This is a genomic window from Silvania confinis, from assembly GCF_025564085.1.
GTDB lineage: Bacteria > Pseudomonadota > Gammaproteobacteria > Enterobacterales > Enterobacteriaceae > Enterobacter > Enterobacter confinis.
In genome coordinates, this window is sequence record NZ_JAMGZJ010000059.1 from 1 (window position 1) to 24,346 (window position 24,346).

Consider the following 24,346-nt stretch of genomic DNA (forward strand, 5'->3'; position numbering starts at 1 on the left):
TCAACCGGGGCTACCACACCAAACCTGAACAATTTGGATGGTAGCCCCTTCTTAGCAAGGAGGCAATGACATGCTTAACAAGTACGCCTTTGGGGCGATCCTGGTACTGGGTTTAACTGTGCTGGGCGTCACGTTTCTGGTTCGCGAGCAACTGTGCGAACTGAGTTTTAAAGAGCGTGATGTGGAAATGAAAGCTGTTCTCGCTTACGAAACGAAGAAGTAGCGGTACGCGGGGAGCAATCCCCGCTTATCTGAATTGTCGGTTTGGTGCAGGCACCCGTTTCTTTGCCCCGTCTGGTGATGAGCCGGCGGGGCATTTTTATGTCCGCACTCGTGCAACCGTCTCCTGCCACGCTTGCCAGCGGGTTTGCAGTCGGGCATGCCGCGCCCTGTCCGGGCTGAAGGTGACATGTTCCGGAAGATACTGGCGCAACTGCTCAGTGGTGAGGTTAAACAGCGCCTTACGTGCCAGCAGGGCAGCCCCCATAGCAGAAAGTTCCGCGACATCGCTGCGCATCACCGGGCAGCCAAGCAGGTCAGCCTGATACTGCATCAGCCAGTCGTTTTTCGTCGGACCGCCGTCGACCATCAGCGCATTCAGGCTAAAGCCCGGATGGGCGTGCATGGCCTGTACCACGTCGGCAATCTGGTAGGCGATCGATTCCAGCGCCGCGCGGATCAGGTGCGGCCGCTTCACGCCCCGGCTCAGACCGTGGATCATACCGCGTGCATTTTCGTCCCACCACGGGGCGCCGAGTCCGGTGAGTGCGGGCACAAAATAGACCCCCAGCGTTGAGTCCACCGAGCGGGGCAGGGTGTTCAGCTCATGGGCGAGCTCCGCCTGCGTCAGCTCGCTGAGCCCGGTACTCTCTACCATCCACGCCACTGCATCGCCGGTATGAGGAATATTGCCTTCCAGGCCATACACCAGCGTCTCGCCGTCATGCCAGGCCACGGTGGTCGCCAGCGCGCTCACGTCGCAGTGGGCCGAAGCTACCGGTGCCATTACCGACGAGCCGGTACCGTAGGTCGCTTTGACGCAGCCTTCGGCACCCAGACCGTGGGCAAACAGCGCGGCGTGGGAGTCGCCAATCATCGCCATCACCGGCAGTCCATCGGGGATCGACGGGCAGCCGCGGGTATAGCCAAACAGTCCGCTGGACGGTTTGATGGTCGGCAGCGCCGCGCGTGGGATGCCAAACAGGGTCAACATCTGCGGATCCCAGTCGGCGCTGTGCAGGCTCATCAGCTGGGTGCGGGCGGCGTTAGCGTAGTCGCAGGCGAAGGACTGGCCCTGCGTCAGTTGCCACAGCAGCCAGCTGTCGACGGTGCCGAGACAGATCTCACCCTGGGCTGCCAGCTGGGCACCGTTGGGGGTGTTATCCAGCAGCCAGCGCATTTTGGAGGCCGAGAACAGCGGGGCGACGGGTAGGCCGGTAGCTGCTTTGATGTGCGGGCCGTGGCCGTTTTCCCGCAGCTGATGGCAAAAGGCCGCCGTGCGTGAACACTGCCAGCTGAGTGCCGGGGCAATCGGCTTACCCGTCGCCCGGTACCAGCCCACGACAGTTTCACGCTGATTACTGATCGCCAGCGCGGCAACTCTGTCCACGCCGACGGTAGCAATGGCGCGGGCCACCACGTCAACTGAAGCCTCAACCAGCAGCTGGGCCGATTGCTCTACCCAGCCTTCATGCGGGGTCTGGATCGCCAGCGCCCGGGAGAAACTCGCCACCACGTGGCCCTTCGCGTCCAGCGCCACCGCTTTCGCATTGGTGGTGCCCTCATCGAGGGCAATGATGATGTCCTTGCTCACCGACATAGCGGCCTCCTGCCTTTACTGGTGGAGATAGGTTGAGACGCCGAGGTAGCGGGTAAACGCCTCGTGCAGAATTTCGGCGCTGGCCGAGTGGTTCATCGCCACGTGGTGCTCAAAACCGTTGCGACAGATCCAGTTCAGCAGGTTTTCCAGATGCGGGACCTGGATAACGGCCCGGCAGCCGACCGTGTCCAGCGGATCATCCACCGACTGGCCCTGGCCGACATAGGCTTTGATCTCGCCGGTGAGGTCGTCAGTGCTCAGGCGGAAGTAAGTGAGCGGGCCGCTTTTCAGGCGACCGTGTACCGCGCCGCAGGTGTTCTCTTTTCCGACGGTGGTACCGATGATATCGGCGGTACCCATGTGCGGGGATTCAAGGCTCGAGGCGGCGAAGTTACCGCAGTGGAACAGGACGCATTTGTCGCGATCGTCGCCGAAGTTGTTGTTCCAGTCAGCGATTGAGGCTGGGTTCATATTGCTGCTGGCCAGCGCAAACATCGACAGCGCGCCCATCACGTCCACTTCGCAGGCGCTTGGCATCAGCTGCCCGGACATCACGCTCATGATCGAACAGACGTTAATACCGAGGTTTTCCTGCAACGAGGTCCAGCACTGGATGGCGGTGGTGTCGATATCGTTGGCGACGATCCATTCACTGAGGACCACAAACAGCTTCGCCATGGTGACCAACTTGTCAGCCGGGATGCCGCTGGCGTCGGCGTTGTCGATCAGTACGCGGCGTTTTTCGTCCACGCGGATGTCGTCATCGCGCAGCGTTTTAATGCGGGTAAAGACTTCAGAGAGGTCGAGGGTTTCGACGGCAATGCCGAGGCGCTCCAGTAGCTTCTCGCTGTAGCGCACGGTGTTAAAGCCCGCCGGACGCGCACCAATGGCACCCACGCGCACGCCACGCATGCTGCTGACCACGCGGCACACCTGCTCGAAACGACGCAGGTCCTGTTCAAACACTTCACCGGTAAGGGCACAGACGTGCTGGGTAGTCAGGGTAAACGGAATGCCGTACTGGCGCAGGTTGTTGCACAGCGAGATCTTGCCGCAGAAGCTGTCGCGGCGGGTCGCCAGCCCCATTTTATCGAGGTTGTCTTCTTCTGCCTGCACCAGCACCGGGACGTTCAGGCCCGAGAGGCGCAGGGTTTCGGCGATCGCTTTCTCATCGCCGAAGTTCGGCAGCAGGACCACCACGCCATGAATTTTTTCGCGATGAGCGCGAAACAGTTCGGCACAGGTTTTCGCATCCTGGCGGGTTTCTACGCCGCCGAGTTCGGTCTGGCTGGGATCGAGCATCACGGTATTGATGCCCAGGCGAGCAAACAGCGCCATCGCCTGCTCGCGTGCTTCGGCGACCAGATAGCTCGGGAAGAATCCGCGGTTGCCGATGACCACGCCCATGGTGAGTTGTTGAGGAATTCGGGACATTGCTTTCTCCAGTAAGATGTTGTTTTTATTCTCAGGAAATCCGTCGCGCCAGCATTTCCCGGGCGTGTTTTACCACTCCGGCGACATCAATTTCGTGGCGTGCCCGCGTTGATGCTCTGTCGGCAGCAATCGCGTATTGTCCATCCATGATCCCCAGTCGTTTCAGCGGCACCGCACATCCGGCTTCGGCCAGCACTTCGGCCACCAGGCTGCCGACGCCACCGTTAACGTTGTGCTCCTCGACGCTGACCACCGCCTTACACGACGCGATCGCCGCCAGCAGCTGTTGGGTATCACAGGGACGAATAGATGGAACGTTGATAACAGTTGCGTCAATACCTTCTTCTGCGAGTTGTGCGGCGGCTTCCACTATTTCATGTACGGTGGAGCCCATTGCCACCAGCGCCACGTCATGGCCCGCACGCAGGACGTCAATCTTGCCTGGCGTAAAGCGGTAGGTTTCGTCATGCAATTCTGGCAGGGCTTTCCCGTCGAGACGGATATACACCGGTCCAACGTGCTCAAGGGCGTAGTCGATTATCTGGCGGCATTCATTTGGGCTCGATGGGGCATAAATCTCGATGTTGCCGAAGCCGCGCATGATGGCGATATCGTCGATGCTGTGGTGGGTACTGGCGAGTGGGCCGTAGCTGGCACCCGCGTTCAGGCCGAACAGCTTAACATTATTATTGTTGTAGCAAATATCGACCTTGATCTGCTCGTTAGCACGCGAAATTAAAAACGGCGCGGCGTTACAGGTGACGGCGATTTTGCCGCCTATCGCCAGCCCGGCGGCGGCACCGACCAGCGTCTGCTCGGCGATCCCGACGTTCACTAACCGGCCCGGGAAGCGCTGCATAAACGGAGAAATTTTCGCCGTGGAGGTCGAATCCGCCACCACCGGCACCAGGTCCACGCCGCGATCGACGGCATCAATAAACGCATCGACCATTACCGTGGCGAGATGTTCGCTATTACTCATCTTTCAGTTCCTCCAGCGCCAGTTCAATTTCTTCGCCTTTCGGCACCCGGTGGTGCCATTCAGGGCGCCCCTGAATAAACGAAACGCCCGCGCCTTTGGTGGTATGGGCAATCACCACGTGCGGTTTACCGCCAGGCTGTAAGCCTTCCAGCGTGGCCACCACGTCGGCCATGTCATTGCCGTTGCAGGCGGTCACTTCCAGCCCGAACGCTTTCCATTTCTCATCCAGCGGATCGGTATTGAGGATATCTTTGGTCGAACCCGCCAGCTGAAGGTTGTTTTTATCGTTGATAATAAACAGGTTATCCAGCTGATAGTGGGCGGCCACCAGCGCGGCTTCCCAGTTGCTGCCTTCGGCCAGTTCGCCATCGCCGGTCACCACAAACACCCGACGCGTGCTGTTGCTGCGTTTCGCCGCCAGCGCAATCCCTACCGCCACCGGCAGGCCATGGCCCAGCGCGCCTGTGTTCAGTTCGATACCCGGGGTTTTGTGTTTCACCGGATGGCCGGGCAGGTGCGAATCGGCATGCTGATAGGTGGACAACCACTCGACGGGAATAAACCCGGCCTCGGCCAGCACGCAGTAGTACCCGCCAACCGCATGGCCTTTCGACTGAATGTAGATGTCGCGTTCGTCGCTGTCCTTCAGCTGCGGGGAGCAGTTCAGAATGCGGAAGTAGAGCGCGGTCAGCAGTTCGACCTGCGAAAGATCGGCGCCGGTATGACCGCCTGCCGGGCTTTCGGCATTGAGCACGATGATCCGGCGACGGATCGAGCGCGCTCGGGTTTCAAGCTCCGCGATAGAGAGCGAGAACGGATTCATAACATACCTCCTGAATTTATAATCTGTTGTGAATAATTATTCCAGCCGGGTAAGTTATTTCCCTGTTCTCTCTGTCAGAGCAGGGATTTATGACCGTTTTGAATATATATTCAATGCTGATTTATTATTCATGTAATGTAAGATATGCCTTGCTTCGGGGTTTGTCTACGGTTTGAGCGGGCAAATTTCGAAGAAAGGAGAAAAGGATCACATTTGGCTGACCGATCGCGATCGCCCTTGCTTGTTAAATATTCAGGGATGAATAAAAATAACGACAGCCGATTGAGGGGAACGTTATGTCTAAGCAGGATGAACAGCGATTACTGGTCAAGATCGCCACACTTTATTACAGCGAAAACAAAAAGCAGTCCGAGATTGCCTCGCTGCTGCATCTCTCGCAGTCCTTTGTGTCGCGGGCGCTGACGCGCTGCCAGAAAGAGGGACTGGTCAAAATTACCGTCGTCCAGCCGACCAATATTTTTGTCTCGCTGGAAAAGGCGCTGGAAGAGCAGTACGGCATTCGTCAGGCGATTGTGGTGGACGTGGGCGAAGAGCCCACCGGGGCGCAGATTAAGCACGCCATTGGCAGCGCGGCAGCGCACTATGTGGAAACTCGCCTGCGCCCGGAAGACCTGGTCGGTATCTCTTCGTGGAGCAGCACTATACGCTGCATGGTAGATGAAATGCACCCGCAGAATATCCGCGCGGCCGGGGTGATCCAGCTGCTGGGCGGGGTGGGGCCGAACGGCAATGTGCAGGCCACCATCCTGACGCAGCAGCTCGCCGCGCACCTTGGCTGTCCGGCGGGCCTGCTGCCCTCCCAGAGCATTGAACACTCGGTAGAAGAGCGCGCCCGGCTGGTGAGCAGCCCGGACGTGGCGGACGTGGTCGGCAAATTTGCCGAAGTGGACGTGGCGATTGTCGGGATCGGCGAGCTGGAGCCCTCGCAGCTGCTGAAAAACTCCGGCAACTACTACAACGAAGATATGCTCACACTGCTGGCGGAGCGCGGGGCGGTGGGTGACATCTGCCTGCACTATTACGATGCCAAAGGCGAACCGGTACTCACGCCTGAAGAGGACCCGGTGATCGGCATGGAACTGGCGCAAATCCGCGCCTGTCCGCAGGTGATTGCCCTCGCGGGCGGGGCGGAAAAACGCAATGCCATTCTTGGTGCGCTGGTCGGGAAGTACATTGATGTGCTGATTACTGATTACCCCACAGCGCGGAGCCTGTTAAAAGTGTGATCCCCCGCGTCAGACTGTGGGAGAAGGTGTGCTATGGCCTGGGGATACCTTGGCCAATATCTTGAAGGGTATACCGAAGATGTTCTTGTCCATCTACTACACCGACGTTTTCTGGTGCTGAGCTTCAGCCTGGTGGTGGTGCACTGCGTTTCGCTGCTCGGTGCCATTTCGGCCGACAGCGAAGAGTGGATCCAGATTAATGCCATTCGTTTTCCGCTGGCGAAAATCGCGTATTTGCTGTGCTCTCGGCTGGTTCCGGCGCTGATCGCCTAATTTCATATCGCGTTGATCGGTTATCGGCTGGTGATGGCGGGTCGTGAAAATAGTAGGATTTAGTAGTATATTCAAACACTTTGAAAAAATTTAAGTTATGTCCCGTTCGGTGTATGATGCGCAGATAACCATCATAAATACAGGGATAAAGTATGAAAATGGTACTGCCGGTCGACGGTTACCGTTCGGCAACGGAATTCATGGCAGCCATGCAGGGCAGTGAGGGAGACACCCACTGGCTGATGAAGCAGGCAGAGCACTGGCACGGTGGGATTCACATCTGTAATGACGTTGCCGGCAGCGCGGTTTTAAAACCCGGCAGCCACGGTCTGAAATGCCTGACCGATGGTCAGGTGGTTGCCTGGCGTCTGAATGACGTCTACCAGACGGCGGCGTTCGGAAAAAAGACGCTGAAATTCAGCTCCACCTTTGTTCTCATCAAATCCACCTGTACCCCGGATAAAGCAAAACCCGATAACGCGCTGGATTTTTACACTCTGTGGATGCAGATAGCCCCGTTGTCAGATTACGGGATTTCGGACACACCCACGGCCACCGTGACCGCCAGCGCGTTAAAAATTTGCCAGGACAATACGTTTCCCGGCTGGATACGTGGCGGGCTGAAGGAAGGGGTTAATGTTCCTCGCGATGCGTTACGCCACTATGAAGTGCCGCAGGATACGCATACCACGCTGCCACGCGGGACTGTGGTGGAAATTCAGCAGGAGGCTTCTTTCCTGCTTAACGGCAGGCCAGCACCGTTTATTTTCATTACTGTGGTGTCGGTACCGGAAGGCGTTAAAAGCGGATTATCTTCCGGTGAGTCAGGCTGGATCTCCGGGCTGAATAAGTTTGTGAAGCGGCAGGGCGATACGCTGCCAGCCTGGATGCAGACAGCCCGTCAGCATGGTGTATTCAATCAGGTGGTGACGGTTTCCGGGGAGGATTCGCCGGGGGTAAAAGCCGGGGAGGTTATCGGCCATCTCAGCCTGAATGAGCGCCCGTATGGCGGCCCACAATACTTCTGCCATCTTGAGGTGCTCAGCCAGGACGCACGGATGAAGGATTTTCTGGCAAACAAGTCCGGGGTGAAGACCGGCGCGACCGAACTACACACGCTGCCGGACAGGACCCGCTGGCAGCACCGGGAGAAGAATAATACGTTTGTGGTGGCCGGTGTGGGCGGGGACCCTTCCCTCAGTACCGCAGAGCGTTACACCCCTGAAAGCGACTGTCGGCGGCGGGACGCAGAGGGAAAGACTTGGTATCACATCCCCGACGAGCTGGCATGGATGGCGGCTGAAGATGTGGAGCGAGTTAACCAGTTTGACCTCATGAAGCGGGGTTTTGTGGTGCTGGAGCAGGAGAACGCCCCACAGAGTATTTTCCAGACCCCACAGGAGGGCTGGCTACGCGAAGTGTACGGGAGACTGGAAGCACTGGCCCGGAGTGAAACGCGGGATATGTATTCCCTGAGCTACAGGGAGAAGTACCAGAGACTGCTGCATCTGATGGATCTGAACCAGGATGGTGTGATTGATGCCGGTGAACTGTGGCGGTTTTTGCATAACACGCAGCCGCATATCCGGTATCAGGTGCAGCGTATGGTGGTAAAGCACCACAGCGAATGGCTGAAAGATGGACTGTCAGCCCTGTGGCAGGCCGCACTGGATGAGCAGGCGAAGACATACCCCGATTTGGCGATGTTTAATCGGGAATTCATCAACAAACTGGTATGGATGAAAGAGGTTCCGGAGATCCGCAGCAGTGAAGCGCTATGGCATATGCATCCGGTGGTATTTCTGGATGCGTTAGCATTGAATCATACGCGATGGGTATTAGGCACAACTTCAGAGTGTTATGAATCTGCAGGGAAAGGGCCCGGCGTTATATCTACTGGTCGTGGCGATCATGGTGGAGCTTCTTATGGCTGTTATCAGTTATCATCAAATTTAGGCGTTGTTCAGCAATATATTCAGCAATCTAAATACAAAGATAAATTTCTAGGGTTAAGTATTGGAACTGAAGCTTTTAACGCGAAGTGGAAAAGAATTGCAGAGGAAGATAAAAAAGGTTTTGCCAGTGATCAGCATAAATTTATAAAGAAAACACATTATGATGTGCAGTTGAGTTTTTTAGAAAAAAACGGAATAAAACTAACCCATAAACGAGCAGCCATTCATGACATGATCTGGTCAACCTCTGTTCAATATGGCCCATATACTAATCTGATCGTAAAGGCGACTGAAAACATATTATTTGAGAGTTCAACCGATTCCCAAATTATCGAATTAGTTCAGGACTACAAATATATTAATACTGAAACTAAGTTCCCCAGTTCACCAACGCTTTGGCCTGGGTTGAAGTCTAGAGCTTCCAGTGAGAAAGCAAAATTATTGTCCTTAGTTAAAGCTAATGCAGAGATTGAATGATTATGAGATTAATTAAAGTGATTTTTGTTTTGTTGTTAATATGCTCTTTTTCTGTCTCATCAAAGAAAACAACTGAGTATAGTGATTCATATTATAAGTGTGTATCTGAAAATGTTGACAATCCAATGTCAACAAACTGCATGGATTCTGAAATTTACATTCAAAGAAAATACGTAAAGGTTATTACATCAGAACATGAAGGTTTAATTTCACCTGAAGATGGGGAAGTGATTGATCTGAATTATTACACAATGCAGCAGCTAAAGCATATTGATGATAAATGCAAGTTATGGATAAAATCCGGTGGTCAAAACGGCAATATTTTAGAAAAGCAATGTGCGCTGGATGAGACTATCTCTCTAAAAAAATTATTGAGCAATTTTGTAGTTGTTGTAGAGGGTTAATTAACTCTGAGAAGGGGCTTTTAGATATTTTTTTGTGCACCTTTCTGTTCAGGCTCGATCAACACCTGCGCTATGATGACACGCGATAGTCCCTGAGGCGAAGACCATGGATTATAAAAAGCAGATCCTTAACATTCTGCGCAGTGAGAACGCATCAGCGCGTGGAGATGACCCAGCAGATCTGGGTGACCAAAGCCCACATCACCAAGCTGACTTCGCCGCTGCCTGATGCCTCGGCGAATCGACATATTCGTGAGATTCGCATTCGTCACTTTAAAACCGGCTATAAGTACGGCGTAAAAGGGCTGGTTCAGCTCAAGCCGACAGCATCACCGGTCTGCTGGTGTAACGGCGGGGCTGAGCCCCGCCATACCTCAGCGCTATTTCCCTTCCATCACCGCCTTCTGCGCCACCACCGCGGCTTTCTGCTGCATCCGGTTTTGCATCTGATCGATGATCACCGCCACGATAATGACCAGCCCTTTGATCACCATCTGCCAGAACTCGCTGACCCCCATCATCACCAGTCCGTCGGCGAGGAAGCCAATGACAAAGGCGCCAATCAGGGTGCCAAGAATGGTGCCACGTCCGCCGGCCAGCGACGTTCCGCCCAGTACGACCGCGGCGATGGCGTTCATCTCAAAGGCGGTACCGTTGGCCGGATGGCTCGCTAACAGCTGGGCAGAAACCACAATCCCGGCGATGGCGGCACAGAAACCCGACAGGGTATAGACCAGGATTTTCACCCGTTTGACCCGCACCCCGGAAAGCTCCGCAGCGCGTTCGTTATCGCCGATGGCGTATACGTGGCGGCCAAACGGCAGGCGGCGGGCGATATAGGCGATCACCAGTGCCAGCACAATCATCATCCAGATGGCCCACGGGATGCCGAACAGCGTGCCTGCGCCTATCTCGTCAAAGCCGGTATTGCCTAACTGCGGATTGCCGGAAAGGCCGGGGAAGGTCTGCCCGTCGGAGGTCAGCATCGCCGCACCACGCAGTACGTACATGGTGCCGAGGGTGCAGATAAACGGCGCCACGTTATAGCGGGTAATTATCCAGCCGTTTATCGAGCCGATAAACGCGCCAATCAGCAGCACGATGGGCACAATCACCCACACGCTCGGGAAGATGGCGATGCCAAACATTGGCAGCACAATCCCTTTGGTGATCATCCACCCGGCGATCATCCCGCACAGCCCCAGGGTGGCACCAATCGACAGGTCGATCCCGGCAGTGATGATCACAAAGGTGATCCCCAGCGCCAGGAAGGCGTTGATGGCAATATGTTTAATCATGATCACCAGGCTGCCAGGAGAGAGGAAACCCGGCACGGTCATGGTGAAAAAGCCGACGATTAGAAACAGCGCAATAAAGGTGCGCATCTTCAGCAGCAGCAGGAGTAATTTTTCCCGGGAAGGCGCGGCCCCTTTTTGCGGCGTCAGCGCGACAGACTGTGTTGTTTTCATATCAGAACCCCTGAGCACTTGCGGTTACCAGTGCCGATTCTTCGGCCCGATCGCGAACAATATCGGCGGTCAGTTTGCCGCCGGACATCACCAGAATGCGGTCAGATACCGCCATAATTTCTTTCAAATCCGAGGTGGAAAACACCACCGCGATCCCCTCTTGCGACAGCTGCACCATCATGCGGAACACGTCCGCTTTGGCACCCACATCGATGCCGCGCGTCGGTTCATCCAGAAACAGCACCTTCGGGTTGGTCAGCAGCGAGCGGCCAATCACCACTTTTTGCTGATTGCCGCCGCTGAGCGCCTGGATCTCGACATCCGGGGTAGACACTTTGATCGACAGGTTGCCGATGGTGCTGGCGACCACTTCCTGCTCGGCTTTTTGCTCGATAGCAAAGCCGCGCTGCAGGCGTCGCCACAGGCTGGCGATGGTCAGGTTACTGGCCACCGACGAGCCGGGAAAAATACCGGTACGTTTGCGGTCTTCCGGCACCAGACTCATCCCCATGCGGATGCGCTCGGCGGTGGTTAGCCGCTGCGGCACCGGCTTGCTGTCGAGCCAGAGCTTGCCTAAATAGTTGCGCTCGGTGCCGAGCATGCACTCGAACAGTTCGGTACGCCCGGCACCCATCAGGCCGTAGATCCCGACAATCTCCCCGGCGTTCACCTGGAAGCTGACGTCATTGACCACCGTGTTTCCCGCGCCATTGACGCAGGTAATGTGTTCCGCCTCCAGCACCGGGGCACCGAAAGTGCGGCCGGGTTCGAGGAAGTTACTGACCGGATCGCTGCCGAGCATCTCGCGCACAATCCACGGCACGTCGATGTCCTGCACCTTCGCTTCGGCCTGGAATTTGCCGTCGCGCAGAATGGTGATCACATCGCCTATCGCCATCAGCTCTTCCAGCCGGTGGGAAATATAGATGATCGAGACGCCCTGGCGGGTCAGCTCGCGGATCACCCGAAACAGAATATCGACTTCGGTTTTGCTCAGCGCCGAGGTCGGCTCGTCGAGGATCAGGATGTCAGCATCCTCGGCCAGCGCTTTGGCGATCTCGATCAGCTGCTGCTGACCGACTTTCAGATTGCCGACCAGCTCACGCGGGGAGATAGGCTGATCGAGGCGTTTCAGCAACTCCGCTGCACGGCTCTCCTGCTCCGCCTCGTTAATTGGCATCACCCCTTTTTGCAGCTCGCGGCCAAGAAAGATGTTTTCCGCCACGCTGAGGTTTTCAAACAGGTTCAGCTCCTGGTGCACCATGCCAATCCCGTGCGCGGCGGCATCACGGGTGTTGGCGATCTTTACCTGTTTGCCGTCCAGCCACATCTCACCGAGGCTCGGCTGCTGTACCCCGGCGAGGATTTTCATCAGCGTTGATTTGCCCGCGCCGTTCTCGCCGATAATCACGTTCACTTTGCCGCGCCAGACGCGGTAATCCACCTTGTCCAGCGCCACGGTGCCAGGGAACAGCATCGAAATGCCGTGGGTGCTGAGGATAATGTCCTCTGCCGGGTTATCGTTCATCACGGCGTCTCCTGTTTCAGTTCCAGCGCCGTCGCCTCGCTCGCTTTCCCCGCACTCAGGGTCGTGGCGAACAGGACGGTGGCATTTTTCCCGCTCCAGCTGTCATCGATCTTCGGCAGATGCTTCACCGCCTCGCGGTTTAACGCGCGGGAGAGCTGGGCATACTGCACCTGGTTGGTAAATTCATCGAAGCGGAATCCGGCGGCGTCGCGGATGGCGTTGCCGCGCATCACCGGCCCGGTCTGGATGGCCAGTGGCTGACCGTTGACCGTGATCACCAGTTTCTGCTCACGTTCGCTGCTGGCATCCACGCGCTCGACTTTACCGGTCAGCCGGACGAAGACGCTCTGCGGTTTCTCAGAGGGCGTGTTCAGCTGGGTGGCGAGCGCGCTGGTGTCCAGCGCATGATTTTTTGCTGCCTCGAGGATCCGGGGCTGCCAGGTTTGTTGCGCGATCTGCTCGGGGGTCTGGTTGTCAAAGCTGGCTTTGGCGTTGGGATCGGCAGGTATTATGGGCTTGCCGTTCTCATCCAGATCCACCACTGTGCAGGCCGTTAGCAACAGGGCGGCTGCGCCTGTCAGCGCCGCGCCCCATTGTGTTAACCGCATACTGCCTCCGCTTATTTGCTGAGGTTAAACAGGTTCAGCTTGCTGGCGTTTGTTTCATCAATCAGCACGCAGTCCATCAGCTGTTTCTCGTCTTTTTGCGCTTTGCCGTTTTTCAGGTAGTAATCTGCCTGCTCAACGGCCATCTGCGCCTGCTGCCAGCCCGGCTGCAGAACGGTGGCTTTAATGTTGCCTTTTTTCAGGATCGAGTCGCGGGTGTAATCGCTGCCGTCAAAGCCGACCACAATCACGTTGTTTTTCCCGGCGGCTTTCAGCGCCGCTTCAGCACCCAGCGCCATGGTGTCGTTACCGGAGATCACGCCCACGATATCGGGGTTGGTTTGCAGGATGGCTTCCATACGGGTGAAGGCTTCGGTCTGGCTCCAGTTAGCGGTCTGCTGCGCCACCATCTTCATGTCCGGGTAATCATCGATCACGTCGTGGTAGCCCTGCGAACGCACGCCAGCGTTGGTGTCCGACGGACGGCCAAGCAGCTCAACGTATTTACCTTTGCCGTCCAGCAGCTTGACGAACTTCTCGGCACCGAGCTGCGCGCCCTGATAGTTGTTCGACACAATCTGCGCCACGGCGACGCCGGTTTTGTTGATTTCACGATCGATCAGGAAGGCAGGGACGCCAGCCGCTTTGGCCTTTTCCAGCGGACCGACGGTGGCATCTGCCCCGGCGTTATCGAGGATTATCGCTTTCGCTTTACGGGCGATGGCGGTTTCAATCAGCTGGTTTTGCTTGTTCACGTCATCGTCATGCGAGGCGACAAGCGTGGTATAACCCAGCTCTTTCGCCTTCGCTGCCGCGCCGTCGGCTTCAGCCTTGAAGAACGGGTTGTCATGTGAGGGGGTAATAATCGCAATGAGTCCGTTATCGGCGGCAAACAGGGAACCGGAGGCGGCGATCATTGAGGCCAGTAAAGCGGATTTTACAAAGTTCTTGTTCATTCTTTTTCTCCACATTGAATATTTATTCAATAATGATTTATTATTCAATGTAACGATAAGTCTGCCTGATTAAACTGTCTACGGTTTAGACAGCTAATTTCTTAAAAGGAGAAAACGATCACGATCCTGAGCGGTTATTCATCACAAATCAGGGTGACGACGCTCGCATCAAGGCGACACCAGTGCAGGGTAAATGCCTGATTTTGTGCAAAGGGCGGGAGAGGGCGGGTTAGAGTGAGGGTCAAGGTGTCGGCATTTAGCGCGACGATGCGTGCGCTGTCAAAGCCCATCCACGCCTGCACCTGTGGAAAAAGCGCCTTAAACAGGCTCTCTTTGGCGCTAAAGGTGAGGGTAAAGGCCAGATCGAAAGTCAGGCTGCTTAGGGCCAGCAACTGCGCTTCCTGCGGATTGATTACGCCGTCCTGAATTTCGATAGCTTCACGCTCATCGATGATCGCTTCACAATCGATCCCTGCCAGCCCTTTTTCGCGGCATATCGCCACGGCCTGCGTGCCGCTGTGGGAAATACTGCCGGTGATGCCTGTCGGCCACAGCGGTTCCCCATTGTTGCCAATAGCGGGAATGGCCTGCCGGTTCAGGGCATGAAAGGCGGCGATGCGCCCGGCCAGGTGATCGGCTTTGCGCTTGCGCCCGGCGTGGGTGAGTTGCTGATGATGCGGTAGCCAAAGCAGATCGCCTTCGATAAACGTCGAAGGATCGAAGGTGATGCAATGAACGGTCTGTCCGGCGAGAAGAAACGATGTATGAGTGGTACGCATGTATTTCTCGCCGCTAAAAATGGGGAAACCATAATACCACACGACCCCGGACGGTTCCCTCTCCCACAGGGAGAGGGTTAGGGTGAGGGGGGAACATACGGCTTCGGAGGTGGTTCCGTTCACTTTATGTTCTGTGCTTCTCTGTCAGCCACGTCACATGTGAACGTGCCAGGGGGGCTCGCCGCCTCCCCCCTGGCAACCCCGGCTCCCGGCAACGAAAATCGCCGCTTCGCGGTGCCCTCAGCTTATTCCCTCCGCCTGACGGGGGCGGGCGCAGGTAACGTCCCTGTAAATGCGCCCTCGCCGCGCATCCATGCGCGTCGCCCCTGGCTACAGGAAACGCTTCGGCGATTTTCAGCCGGACCAGGGAGCCGCGGTAAGTGGCTTATTCTCTTGTGATTTTCTTCGTTGCGTTGATTATTTGCGAGGCGGCTTCCGGGAATGTTTTTTGTGGGTTGTCACCTTAAAATCCTCGCTGTATCTTCCTGTTGCGCCTGCAAAATCAGGCGTCGGGATTGGAACCCTGGCTGTCTTTATCGATGACATAAGAGGCCTTATGTCGTACGCTCTGCTGCACTTCAATGGTGGGCTGGCGGGGGCATCGTAAGATGCGCCGGTATCCGATAAAGCCGGTAGTTCCAACCTCGCTCAGTCCACCGCCACGAGATTGGAACCTCTGACGGTGGGTTTAAAAACTTTATCGGAGGCTGCCACTATGGCTACAACCCCAACGCATGCTCATGCTTTATTTACCGTACCGTTCTCTCACAACAGCGATTTCACCGAGCTGGCGAACTACTGTGAACGCTTCGCGCAAACGCTACTTGAGAGTGACGAACAAGGCGAAAAACTGGCGCTCTGCGCCCGGCTTTCTGCCTGTCTCGCCCTGTTGCAGCCGATGTTGAACGAGCCAATCCCGGCGCATTTGGTGGAGCATTTCACCCTTAACGATCTGCCGTCCCGTCTGCCTGCATTCGAACCGGAAACCGATCAGCTTGGACTGTACTGCCAGACCCTTACGCAACTGCTTATCGGCCGCATGCTACCACCGGATATGACCGACGTGATCGAAGGGCTGCTGTATGAACTGGTGAACTTCTACGCCGACCGGCTGAACGCCCCGCGCTGGCTGCAAACCCCGAACGGGCGTGTGGAAATTGATGCATTGAGCTGATTTTGTAGGCCCGTGCAAGCGCAGCGCCGCCGGGCGCGGGGCACCGCAACAACATCGCCGGGTGGCGGCTACGCCTTACCCGGCCTACAAAAACTGAGGAAACCCAGTAATTTTCTTGTTCTTAAAGCAACGAAATAATTACTGGATAATAAAAGGCTTACAGCGACTGACTGGTCCGGCTGAAAATCGCTGAAGCGTTTCCTGTAGGCCGGGGCGAGGCGCAGGGATGCGCCGAGAGGGCGTGACCTACAGGGATGTAGGATCGCGCCCGACCCGAAGCCGAAAGGAATAAGCTGAGGGAACCGCGTAGCGGCGATTTTCTTGCCGGTAGCCCGGGTCGCCAGGGTGGTGGCGATTGAGCCACCCTGGCACGTTCACGGGTGACGCGACAGACAGAGAAGCAAGGAGCATAAAGTGAACGGAACCACCCCCGAAGCCGCATGCTCCCCCTCACCCCAGCCCTCTCCCTGAATGGAGAGGGATTCCTCTATCAGAACTGCGTATTCACGCTCATATACCACGTACGGCCTGGCTCGTTGTAGGTGTAAGCCCCCGCACCGTACATGTATGCGCCGGTGGTGGTATTCCCGGTAGTCTGGGCATTACCCGCACGCCATACGCGCTTGTCGAAGACGTTATCCACGCCGCCGGTCAGGCTGACGTATTTGGTCACGTCCCAGGTCGCGCTCATGCCCACGATGCTGTACGGACTGACTTCGTCCAGCTCAGAACCGGTCGCCGGTTGACCTTTGTAGTTATACTTCTTCGGCTGCTGCTTGCCGTACCAGGTGAAGGTCGACTGCACCGACAGATCCTGCTGTACCTGCCAGCTCAGGGTCGAGTTCAGCGTGTACTCCGGGATGATCGACAGACGGTCGCCGGTCTCTTTGTTCTTACTCTGCAGCATGTAGGTGATGTTGTTGGTCCAGTTAACCGCATCGCTGACCGGTACGTTCAGCGTGCCTTCCAGCCCTTCAACCACTGCTTTTGGCACGTTTTCCCACTGATAGATATCGGTTTTGGTTCTGCCGAGTGAGGTCTGACCCACCGGGGCATAACCGGCTTCAATCTTGTCGCGATAGTCGTTACGGAACCAGGTCATGCCCGCCAGCCAGCCGTCGCGTTTCCACTCGAGGCCAATCTCTTTGTTAATGCTGGTTTCGGCTTTCAGATCCTCGTTACCCAGCATGTAGCAGCCGACGCCGTCAGCACTGGCGTAGCAACCCTGGCCTTTGCTGTACAGCAGGTAATTCGGGTTGGTCTGGTACAGGCTCGGCGCTTTATAGGCGCGGGCGATCCCCATTTTCAGGGTGAAGTCGTCGCCCAGGCCCTGAGACAAGTTCAGCGACGGGCTCCAGTTATTGCCGACGATGGAGTGATGATCGAAGCGCAGCGCCGGGGTCAGCATGGTGCTGTCGGTCAGCTCCATGTTGTTTTCGGCGAACAGCGAGAAGATCTCTGCATCGGAGTACGGACTGCGGTTGTTATCGATCCCCGGAACCGTGCCGCCCTGCAGGGCCTGGCCGTTAGAGGACATGTCCTTCATGCGCTGCTGATCCCACTCGGTGCCCAGGGTCAGGTTCTGGTTCACGATAAAGTCGATCGGCAGGTTGATTTCACTGTGCAGCATTACGTCGGACAGGTCGGTATCGGTAAACTTGTTGCTGTTGAACAGCCCTTCCAGACCGCCCGCCAGCCCTTCGCCCAGACGCGAGTTGCGGGTGTGCTCATACTGCGCCCAGTTGCTGGTGGTGATGCCGTTATCCCAGCCGCCGTTCCAGGTCACAGCGAAGTTCTGGCGGTAGAGACGGTTGGTCTCTTTGCCGTAGTTTTGCTTCACCAGGCCGCTGCTGCTGTTGTCGTTGTTGGTGTTCTGCGTGTCGCCCGCGTAAAGGTTGTTCTGACGGCTGTAGCCTGCTTCAAACTGCAGGGACTGCATCGGCGCAAAGTCCCAGCGCAGCACGCCGTTAATGTCTTTATTCTCGACCCCTTCGCGACCGGCAGGCAGCGTATCGGCATACGCGCCGGTACGTTCAGACTGATGGCCCTGGTTGATATCCCAGGCGTCAGCCTGCGTTTTATCGAGGTTGCCATACAGACGGAAGCTGAAATCCCCGCCCAGTGGGCCATTGAGGTTAAAGTTGGTGCGTTTAGTCGAACCCTCTTCTTTATGCTCAGGGGCATTCAGGTAGGTGTTCCAGGAGCCATGCCACTCGTTGCTGACTTTTTTGGTGATGATGTTCACCACACCGCCCGCTGCGCCGTTACCATAGCGTGCCGCGGCCGGGCCACGGATCACTTCAATGCGCTCGATCATCTCTGGCGGTACCCAGCCGGTATCACCGCGGGTGTCACGCTCGCCGCGCCAGCCCAGACGAATGGAGTTACGGCTGGTCACCGGCTTGCCGTCAATCAGGATCAGGGTGTTTTCCGGGCCCATCCCGCGGATATCAATCTGGCGATTGTTGCCGCGCTGACCGCTGGTGGAGTTGCCGGTCAGGTTCACGCCCGGCATAGTGCGGATGATTTCAGACACATCGCGCGCAGGCGGGTTTTTACGGATTTGTTCGGCGGTGATGGTCGACACGCCCGGCGCCTGCAGGTTCTGCTCGGCGGCAGTGATCACCATCGTATCTTCTGTCGCGGACGTATCGGCAGCCATGGCAGGCAGTGCAACACCGTAGATCCCCAGATTGACCAGTAAGGCCAGAGAGTGAAGCTTGTTATTCATTGTATGTCCTGCTTTTCGGTGCCGCATTCCCCGTGGCTCCATTCCCTAAAGGGTGAGGAGGCGGCATAATATCGCCCACAATTTGCGAAAACGTCTCGTTCCTGAGTCAGTACGCAGTGCAGGCATGGCTAAAAATTGTTCGCGCTTCCCACAGCGCGCCCATACGCTATTGCAAATGAAAATAGTTATCAATAATATTATCGATATTGTTTATCTTTTATCAAAAAAACAGAACAGGTCATGGGGTTATATCGGTGACGACGCGGGAAGCGGGAAGTAATGCCTGGTGGCAGGCAAAAAAAGGGCCTGAATGGGTGCAGGAAGGCGACCGTTATCGGGTCACATTCTACTGGCGCGATCCGCACGGTTCGCAGCAGACCTCGCCGCTTAAACGGGTGTGGCTCTACATCACGGGCGTGACCGATCATCATCACAACGCCCGCCCGCAGACGCTGGAGCGCATTGCCGATACCGACATCTGGCAGTGGCAGGGCGAGTTCAGCCCCAGCTGGCGTGGAAGCTACTGTTTTATCCCTTCTGAACATGACGACGACTTCGATGAGGCGGTGTTTGCCACCGATCCGCCGGACCGCATGGCCCTGCGTGAAGGCTGGCGCAAACTGCTGCCCCACGCTGCCGCCGATCCGCTTAATCCGCAGCACTGGCGTGGCGGGCGCGGGCACCCGGTCTCGGCGCTCGAAATGCCGCAAGCCCCGCTGCAGCCCGGCTGGGATCGACCCGATACGGATTATGCTGCACCGCAGTGCATCGCCTGGAACAGCGACCGATTAGGCAATACCCGCCGGGTGTGGATCTTTACCACCGGCGAGGAAAATCCCGACGCGCGCCCGCTGGCGGTGCTGCTCGACGGCCAGTTCTGGGCCGAAAGTATGCCGGTCTGGCCCGCGCTGACGGCACTGACCCGCAGTGGCCAACTGCCGCCTGCGGTCTATGTCCTGATTGACGTTATCGACACCGCCCACCGCAGCCGCGAGCTGCCCTGCAACCCCGACTTCTGGCGGGCGGTGCAGGAAGAACTCCTGCCAACCATTCACCCGATCGCCCCGTTCAGCGACCGCGCCGATCGCACGGTGGTGGCCGGGCAGAGCTTTGGCGGCCTCTCTGCGCTGTACGCCGGGCTGAACTGGCCTCAGCGCTTTGGCTGCGTGCTCAGTCAGTCGGGATCCTTCTGGTGGCCACACCGCGGCGCGAATCAGGACGGCGTGATTATCGAACAGCTTAAAAACCATGATCTGTCGGCGCAGGGCCTGCGCATCGTGCTGGAGGCGGGGCGACGCGAACCGCTGATTTTCCGCGCCGCCCAGACGCTGTATGCCGAACTACAGCATTCGCAGCCGCCGGTTTTCTGGCGACCGGTTGATGGTGGACATGATGCACTTTGCTGGCGGGGAGGGCTGACGCAAGGGCTGATGACTCTCTGGCAGCCGCTTATTCAATAACGGAGTCTGGTATGGAATTCAGTAACCCCTTCGACGATCCACAGGGTCTGTTCGCCATTTTGCAAAACGGTCAGCAGCAGTACAGCCTGTGGCCGCAGCAGTGCGCCTTGCCCGACGGCTGGCGCGTGGTGTGCGAGCCGCAGTCGCAGGAGGCGTGTCAACAGTGGCTTACCGCCCAGTGGCAAACCTTGGTCCCGACCCATTTTGCACAGGTGAACGCATGAGCGCACGCCGCCCTCTCGTTGCCGCCCAGCCGGGGATCTGGATGGCAGAGCAGCTTTCCGATCTGCCCAATGCCTGGAGCGTGGCCCACTACGTAGAACTGAACGGCCCGATTGACGCCCCGCTGCTGGCAAAAGCGGTGGTGGCAGGCATGATGCAGGCCGATACCCTGCGCACCCGTTTTACCGACGACAACGGCGAAATCTGGCAGTGGGTGGACGACGCGTTCCAACTGCCGGAGCCGCAGATTATCGATTTGCGCGCCGATGCCGATCCGCACGCAGCAGCGCGGGCGCGGATGCAGGCCGATCTCATGCAGAACCTGCGCGCCGACAGCGGCCAGCCGCTGGCCTTCCACCTGCTGATTCAGGTGGCGGACAATCGCTGGTACTGGTATCAGCGTTATCACCATTTAGTGGTCGATGGCTTCAGTTTCCCCGCCATTACCCGCCAGATCGCCGCCATTTATCGCGCCTGGACACAGGGGGCGACGACGCCGGATTCCCCGTTTACGCCGTTTGCCGAGGTGGTGGAGGAGTACCAACGCTACCGCGACAGCGAGGCGTATACCCGCGACGGTGCCTTCTGGGCCGAACAGCGCAAACAGCTGCCGCCGCCGGTGTCGCTTTCCAACGCGCCGCTGCCGGGGCGCGCGGCTACAACCGATATTCTGCGCCTGAAGCTGACCGCTGACCGTCGCGCATTTAGCCAGTTGACCCACGTCAGCCAGACCCAGCGCACCGCGCTGGCGCTGGTGGCGCTGTGGCTCGCCCGTCTGACCGGGCGGATGAACTATGCTGCCGGGTTTATCTTTATGCGCCGGATGGGCTCGGCGGCACTGACCGCCACCGGCCCGGTGCTGAACGTGCTGCCGCTGGCGGTGAACATCAATCCGCAGGAGACGCTGCCGGAACTGGCTCAGCGGCTGGCCGGACAGATGAAAAAGATGCGCCGTCATCAGCGTTACGACGCCGAGCAGATTGTCCGCGACAGCGGCGGCGCTGCCCGCGACGAGGCGCTGTTCGGCCCGGTATTCAACGTCAAAGTCTTCGACTACCAGCTGGATATCGACGGCGTACAGGCGATCACCCACACCCTGGCGACCGGCCCGGTCAATGACCTGGAGATGGCGCTGTTCCCGGACGAGCAGGGCGGGTTGAGCATCGAGATCCTCGCGAACAAACAGCGTTACGATGAAGCCACCCTGGTACGCCACGTTGAGCGCCTGCATGGGCTGCTGGCGCAGTTTGCCGCCAACAGCGACCTGCGCTGCGGTGGGGCAGAAACCGTCTCCGACGACGAATATCGCCTGCTGCAAACGATCAACCAGACTGCGGTCCCGCTACCGCTCACTACCCTGAGCGCGCTGGTGGCGCAACAGGCGGCGAAAACCCCGGAAGCCCCGGCGCTGGCCGATGCCCACTGCGCGCTGACCTATCGTCAGATGCGCGAGCAGGTGGTCGCCCTGGCCACCTTACTGCGCGCGCGCGGTGTTAAGCCTGGCGACAGCGTGGCGGTCGCCCTGCCGCGTTCGGTATTCCTGACCCTGGCGCTGCACGCCATCGTCGAGGCGGGGGCCGCGTGGCTGCCGCTGGACACCGGGTATCCCGACGATCGTCTGCAGATGATGATCGAGGACGCGAAGCCGTCGCTGCTCATTACCACCGATGACCAGCTTCCGCGCTTTGCTCATCTGCCGGTGGCGACATTTAGTTACAACACGCTATTAAGCGCAGAGGGGAGCGAGCCGCTGAACCTGAGCACTCCCGAACAGACTGCCTATATCATCTTTACTTCCGGCTCTACCGGGCGGCCGAAAGGGGTGATGGTCGGACAAACCGCCATCGTCAACCGCCTGCTGTGGATGCAAAACCACTACCCGCTGACCGCCGCTGACGTGGTGGCGCAAAAAACGCCGTGCAGCTTTGACGTTTCGGTGTGGGAGTTCTGGTGGCCGTTTATCACCGGGGCAAAGCTGGTGATGGCCGAACCGGACGCGCACCGCGATCCGCTGGCGATGCAGGATTTCTTTGCGAAGTATGGCGTTACGACGACCCACTTTGTGCCGTCGATGCTGGCAGCCTTTGTCGCCTCGCTGAGCCCGGAAAATGCCGCCTGCACCGCCTGCCTGAAACAGGTGTTCTGCAGCGGAGAAGCCCTGCCGACCGGGCTGTGCCGCGAGTGGGAGCAGCTCACCCAGGTGGCGCTGCATAATCTGTATGGCCCGACCGAAGCGGCGGTGGATGTCAGCTGGTATCCGGCGTATGGCCCGGAACTGGCGGCCGTCGACGGCAACAGTGTGCCGATTGGTTTCCCGGTGTGGAACACCGGCCTGCGCATTCTGGACGCGATGATGCGCCCGGTTCCCTTCGGTGTGGCGGGCGATCTGTATCTCACCGGCATTCAGCTGGCGCAGGGCTATCTTGGCCGCCCGGATCTGACCGCCAGCCGCTTTATCGCCGATCCCTTTGCCCCCGGAGAGCGCATGTACCGCACCGGGGACGTCGCCCGCTGGCAAGATAACGGTGCGGTGGAATATTTAGGTCGCAGTGACGATCAGTTGAAAATTCGTGGTCAGCGTATTGAGCTGGGTGAAATCGACCGGGCGATGCAATCCCTGCCGGACGTGGCGCAGGCGGTGACCTATGCCTGCGTGATCAATCAGGCGGCGGCTACCGGCGGCGATGCCCGTCAGCTGGTGGGCTATGTGGTGTCAGAGTCTGGCCTGCCGCTGGATCGCGACGCGCTGTTAGCCCAGCTTAAAACCCAGCTGCCGCCGCACATGGTGCCGGTAGTGTTGCTGCAACTCAGCGACCTGCCGCTCAGCGCTAACGGCAAGCTGGATCGCAAAGCGCTGCCGCTGCCGGAACTGACGGTGAAAGCCCGCGGTCGCGCGCCTCAGACGGACGCCGAGCGGGCGATTGCCGAAGCATTTTCCGCGCTGCTGGGCTGCGAAATTAACGATACCGAGGCCGATTTCTTTGCCCTCGGTGGCCACTCGCTGCTGGCGATGCGCCTTGCTGCCAGCCTGAGTCGCCACTTTGCCCGCCCGGTAACGCCGGGTCAGGTGATGGTGGCCTCGACGGTGGGCAAACTGAGCGCTCTACTGGCATCAGAGATGAGCGACGAACAGGCCCAGCGCCTGGGCTACGAAACGATTCTGCCGCTGCGCGAAGGTGATGGTCCAACGCTGTTCTGCTTCCATCCGGCCTCCGGTTTTGCCTGGCAGTTTAGCGTGCTGGCGCGCTACCTCAACCCGCGCTGGTCGGTTATCGGCATTCAGTCGCCGCGACCGTCCGGGCCGATGCAGCAATGCGCCACGTTAGATGAGGTGATCGACCAGCATCTGGCGACGCTCTTAGCCCAGCAGCCGCAGGGGCCGTACTATCTGTTCGGCTACTCGCTTGGCGGGACGCTGGCGCAGGGCATTGCCGCGCGTCTGCGTGAGCAGGGTGAGGACGTCGCCTTCCTCGGCCTGCTGGATACCTGGCCGCCAGAGACGCAAAACTGGAGCGAAAAAGAGGCTAACGGGCTCGACCCCGAGGTACTGGCGGAGATTGAACGTGAGCGCCAGGCATTCCTCGCCGCCCAGCAGGGGCAAGCGTCCAGCGCGCTGTTCACCGCGATTGAAGGCAACTATGCCGATGCGGTACGCCTGCTGACCACCGCCCACAGCGCAAGGTTTGACGGCAAAGCGACGCTGTTCGTCGCCGAACGCACACGAACGGTGGATCCGCACGTCGCCTGGGCACCGTGGGTCGGGGAACTGGAGGTGTACTCTCAGGATTGCGCCCACGTGGACATCATTTCGCCGCAGGCATTCGAGACGATTGGACCGGTGCTGAAGGGGATATTGGGGTAGAGATTTCCCCTCACCCTAACCCTCTCCCACTGTACAGACTGGGGACATAGTGAACGCTTGTTCGGGGACATGGTAGACACTTACAACTAAGGCATAAGAACCCGTATATGGAGTCGCTTATGCCGTGGGATGCGAGAGATACCATG

19 protein-coding genes are annotated in these 24,346 nt (G+C 58.0%); 9 read left to right on the forward strand and 10 right to left on the reverse strand.

Going from position 1 to position 24,346, the window contains the following annotated elements:
* The first annotated feature begins 70 nt into the window (after positions 1–70).
* Positions 71–223 carry a Hok/Gef family protein gene (locus M8013_RS00550; protein WP_271265852.1) on the forward strand — a complete coding sequence of 51 codons (153 nt, stop codon included), beginning with the start codon at positions 71–73 and terminating at the stop codon, positions 221–223.
* A gap of 96 nt (positions 224–319) precedes the next feature.
* Here M8013_RS00550 and M8013_RS00555 read toward each other — a convergent pair whose 3' ends face one another.
* The 4 genes from M8013_RS00555 to M8013_RS00570 are packed head-to-tail and all read right to left on the reverse strand — an operon-like array spanning position 320 to position 5,058.
* The gene (locus M8013_RS00555) at positions 320–1,819 is read right to left on the reverse strand and encodes an FGGY family carbohydrate kinase (RefSeq protein WP_271265890.1); all 1,500 of its coding nucleotides are present in this window, start codon (positions 1,817–1,819) and stop codon (positions 320–322) included.
* Between the two features lie 15 nt (positions 1,820–1,834).
* Positions 1,835–3,253, reverse strand: a complete 1,419-nt coding sequence (locus tag M8013_RS00560) for an L-fucose/L-arabinose isomerase family protein (RefSeq protein ID WP_271265891.1) — start codon at positions 3,251–3,253, stop codon at positions 1,835–1,837.
* A 31-nt stretch (positions 3,254–3,284) separates the two neighbouring features.
* Complete coding sequence (locus tag M8013_RS00565; protein WP_271265892.1) at positions 3,285–4,235, reverse strand: transketolase family protein; 951 nt, start codon at positions 4,233–4,235, stop codon at positions 3,285–3,287.
* Positions 4,228–5,058, reverse strand: a complete 831-nt coding sequence (locus tag M8013_RS00570; protein WP_271265893.1) for a transketolase — start codon at positions 5,056–5,058, stop codon at positions 4,228–4,230. Before M8013_RS00570 ends, M8013_RS00565 begins: the two co-directional genes overlap by 8 nt.
* 296 nt (positions 5,059–5,354) lie before the next feature.
* Between M8013_RS00570 and M8013_RS00575 the strand changes: the two genes are divergently transcribed.
* From M8013_RS00575 to M8013_RS00590, 4 genes are all read left to right on the forward strand, one after another.
* The gene (locus tag M8013_RS00575) at positions 5,355–6,305 is read left to right on the forward strand and encodes a sugar-binding transcriptional regulator (protein ID WP_271265894.1); all 951 of its coding nucleotides are present in this window, start codon (positions 5,355–5,357) and stop codon (positions 6,303–6,305) included.
* 33 nt (positions 6,306–6,338) lie between these two features.
* Positions 6,339–6,578 (forward strand): hypothetical protein, encoded by a 240-nt coding sequence (locus tag M8013_RS00580; RefSeq protein ID WP_271265895.1) that lies wholly within the window; start codon positions 6,339–6,341, stop codon positions 6,576–6,578.
* A gap of 152 nt (positions 6,579–6,730) precedes the next feature.
* Positions 6,731–9,010 carry a VgrG-related protein gene (locus M8013_RS00585; RefSeq protein ID WP_271265896.1) on the forward strand — a complete coding sequence of 760 codons (2,280 nt, stop codon included), beginning with the start codon at positions 6,731–6,733 and terminating at the stop codon, positions 9,008–9,010.
* 2 nt (positions 9,011–9,012) lie between these two features.
* Complete coding sequence (locus M8013_RS00590; protein ID WP_271265897.1) at positions 9,013–9,414, forward strand: hypothetical protein; 402 nt, start codon at positions 9,013–9,015, stop codon at positions 9,412–9,414.
* Positions 9,415–9,794: 380 nt separating this feature from the next.
* Here the strand turns inward: M8013_RS00590 and M8013_RS00595 are convergent, their stop codons facing one another.
* From M8013_RS00595 to entD, 5 genes are all read right to left on the reverse strand, one after another.
* The gene (locus M8013_RS00595) at positions 9,795–10,883 is read right to left on the reverse strand and encodes an ABC transporter permease (protein WP_271265898.1); all 1,089 of its coding nucleotides are present in this window, start codon (positions 10,881–10,883) and stop codon (positions 9,795–9,797) included.
* A gap of 1 nt (position 10,884) precedes the next feature.
* Positions 10,885–12,411, reverse strand: a complete 1,527-nt coding sequence (locus M8013_RS00600) for a sugar ABC transporter ATP-binding protein (protein ID WP_271265907.1) — start codon at positions 12,409–12,411, stop codon at positions 10,885–10,887.
* Positions 12,411–13,019: a DUF2291 family protein gene (locus M8013_RS00605; protein ID WP_271265899.1), complete on the reverse strand. Its 609-nt coding sequence runs from the start codon at positions 13,017–13,019 to the stop codon at positions 12,411–12,413. Before M8013_RS00605 ends, M8013_RS00600 begins: the two co-directional genes overlap by 1 nt.
* Positions 13,020–13,030: 11 nt before the next feature.
* The gene (locus M8013_RS00610; RefSeq protein ID WP_271265900.1) at positions 13,031–13,972 is read right to left on the reverse strand and encodes a D-ribose ABC transporter substrate-binding protein; all 942 of its coding nucleotides are present in this window, start codon (positions 13,970–13,972) and stop codon (positions 13,031–13,033) included.
* Positions 13,973–14,106: 134 nt separating this feature from the next.
* The gene (entD, locus tag M8013_RS00615) at positions 14,107–14,751 is read right to left on the reverse strand and encodes an enterobactin synthase subunit EntD (protein ID WP_271265901.1); all 645 of its coding nucleotides are present in this window, start codon (positions 14,749–14,751) and stop codon (positions 14,107–14,109) included.
* Between the two features lie 715 nt (positions 14,752–15,466).
* Between entD and M8013_RS00620 the strand changes: the two genes are divergently transcribed.
* The gene (locus M8013_RS00620) at positions 15,467–15,925 is read left to right on the forward strand and encodes a hypothetical protein (protein ID WP_271265902.1); all 459 of its coding nucleotides are present in this window, start codon (positions 15,467–15,469) and stop codon (positions 15,923–15,925) included.
* Positions 15,926–16,415: 490 nt separating this feature from the next.
* Here M8013_RS00620 and M8013_RS00625 read toward each other — a convergent pair whose 3' ends face one another.
* On the reverse strand, positions 16,416–18,656 hold the full coding sequence (locus M8013_RS00625) for a TonB-dependent siderophore receptor (RefSeq protein ID WP_271265903.1): 2,241 nt from the start codon (positions 18,654–18,656) through the stop codon (positions 16,416–16,418).
* Between the two features lie 254 nt (positions 18,657–18,910).
* On the opposite strand from M8013_RS00625, the gene fes reads away from it, so the two are divergent.
* From fes to entF, 3 genes are read left to right on the forward strand one after another with little or no spacing between them, the layout of a single operon-like run.
* Positions 18,911–20,116 carry an enterochelin esterase gene (gene fes, locus M8013_RS00630; protein WP_271265904.1) on the forward strand — a complete coding sequence of 402 codons (1,206 nt, stop codon included), beginning with the start codon at positions 18,911–18,913 and terminating at the stop codon, positions 20,114–20,116.
* Positions 20,117–20,127: 11 nt separating this feature from the next.
* Positions 20,128–20,340, forward strand: a complete 213-nt coding sequence (locus M8013_RS00635; RefSeq protein ID WP_271265905.1) for an MbtH family protein — start codon at positions 20,128–20,130, stop codon at positions 20,338–20,340.
* Positions 20,337–24,200 (forward strand): enterobactin non-ribosomal peptide synthetase EntF, encoded by a 3,864-nt coding sequence (entF, locus tag M8013_RS00640; RefSeq protein ID WP_271265906.1) that lies wholly within the window; start codon positions 20,337–20,339, stop codon positions 24,198–24,200. The genes M8013_RS00635 and entF overlap by 4 nt, the downstream gene beginning before the upstream one ends.
* Positions 24,201–24,346: the final 146 nt, after the last annotated feature.

Bases quoted from the DNA above. Each gene is read 5' to 3' on its own strand.
- entF (WP_271265906.1), top strand. From the start codon at position 20,337: ATGAGCGCACGCCGCCCTCTCGTTGCCGCCCAGCCGGGGATCTGGATG.
- M8013_RS00600 (WP_271265907.1), bottom strand. From the start codon at position 12,411: ATGAACGATAACCCGGCAGAGGACATTATCCTCAGCACCCACGGCATT.
- M8013_RS00580 (WP_271265895.1), top strand. From the start codon at position 6,339: ATGGCCTGGGGATACCTTGGCCAATATCTTGAAGGGTATACCGAAGAT.
- M8013_RS00595 (WP_271265898.1), bottom strand. From the start codon at position 10,883: ATGAAAACAACACAGTCTGTCGCGCTGACGCCGCAAAAAGGGGCCGCG.
- M8013_RS00550 (WP_271265852.1), top strand. From the start codon at position 71: ATGCTTAACAAGTACGCCTTTGGGGCGATCCTGGTACTGGGTTTAACT.
- M8013_RS00560 (WP_271265891.1), bottom strand. From the start codon at position 3,253: ATGTCCCGAATTCCTCAACAACTCACCATGGGCGTGGTCATCGGCAAC.
- M8013_RS00620 (WP_271265902.1), top strand. From the start codon at position 15,467: ATGGCTACAACCCCAACGCATGCTCATGCTTTATTTACCGTACCGTTC.
- M8013_RS00555 (WP_271265890.1), bottom strand. From the start codon at position 1,819: ATGTCGGTGAGCAAGGACATCATCATTGCCCTCGATGAGGGCACCACC.
- M8013_RS00590 (WP_271265897.1), top strand. From the start codon at position 9,013: ATGAGATTAATTAAAGTGATTTTTGTTTTGTTGTTAATATGCTCTTTT.
- M8013_RS00565 (WP_271265892.1), bottom strand. From the start codon at position 4,235: ATGAGTAATAGCGAACATCTCGCCACGGTAATGGTCGATGCGTTTATT.
- M8013_RS00605 (WP_271265899.1), bottom strand. From the start codon at position 13,019: ATGCGGTTAACACAATGGGGCGCGGCGCTGACAGGCGCAGCCGCCCTG.
- M8013_RS00570 (WP_271265893.1), bottom strand. From the start codon at position 5,058: ATGAATCCGTTCTCGCTCTCTATCGCGGAGCTTGAAACCCGAGCGCGC.
- M8013_RS00635 (WP_271265905.1), top strand. From the start codon at position 20,128: ATGGAATTCAGTAACCCCTTCGACGATCCACAGGGTCTGTTCGCCATT.
- M8013_RS00625 (WP_271265903.1), bottom strand. From the start codon at position 18,656: ATGAATAACAAGCTTCACTCTCTGGCCTTACTGGTCAATCTGGGGATC.
- M8013_RS00585 (WP_271265896.1), top strand. From the start codon at position 6,731: ATGAAAATGGTACTGCCGGTCGACGGTTACCGTTCGGCAACGGAATTC.
- entD (WP_271265901.1), bottom strand. From the start codon at position 14,751: ATGCGTACCACTCATACATCGTTTCTTCTCGCCGGACAGACCGTTCAT.
- M8013_RS00575 (WP_271265894.1), top strand. From the start codon at position 5,355: ATGTCTAAGCAGGATGAACAGCGATTACTGGTCAAGATCGCCACACTT.
- M8013_RS00610 (WP_271265900.1), bottom strand. From the start codon at position 13,972: ATGAACAAGAACTTTGTAAAATCCGCTTTACTGGCCTCAATGATCGCC.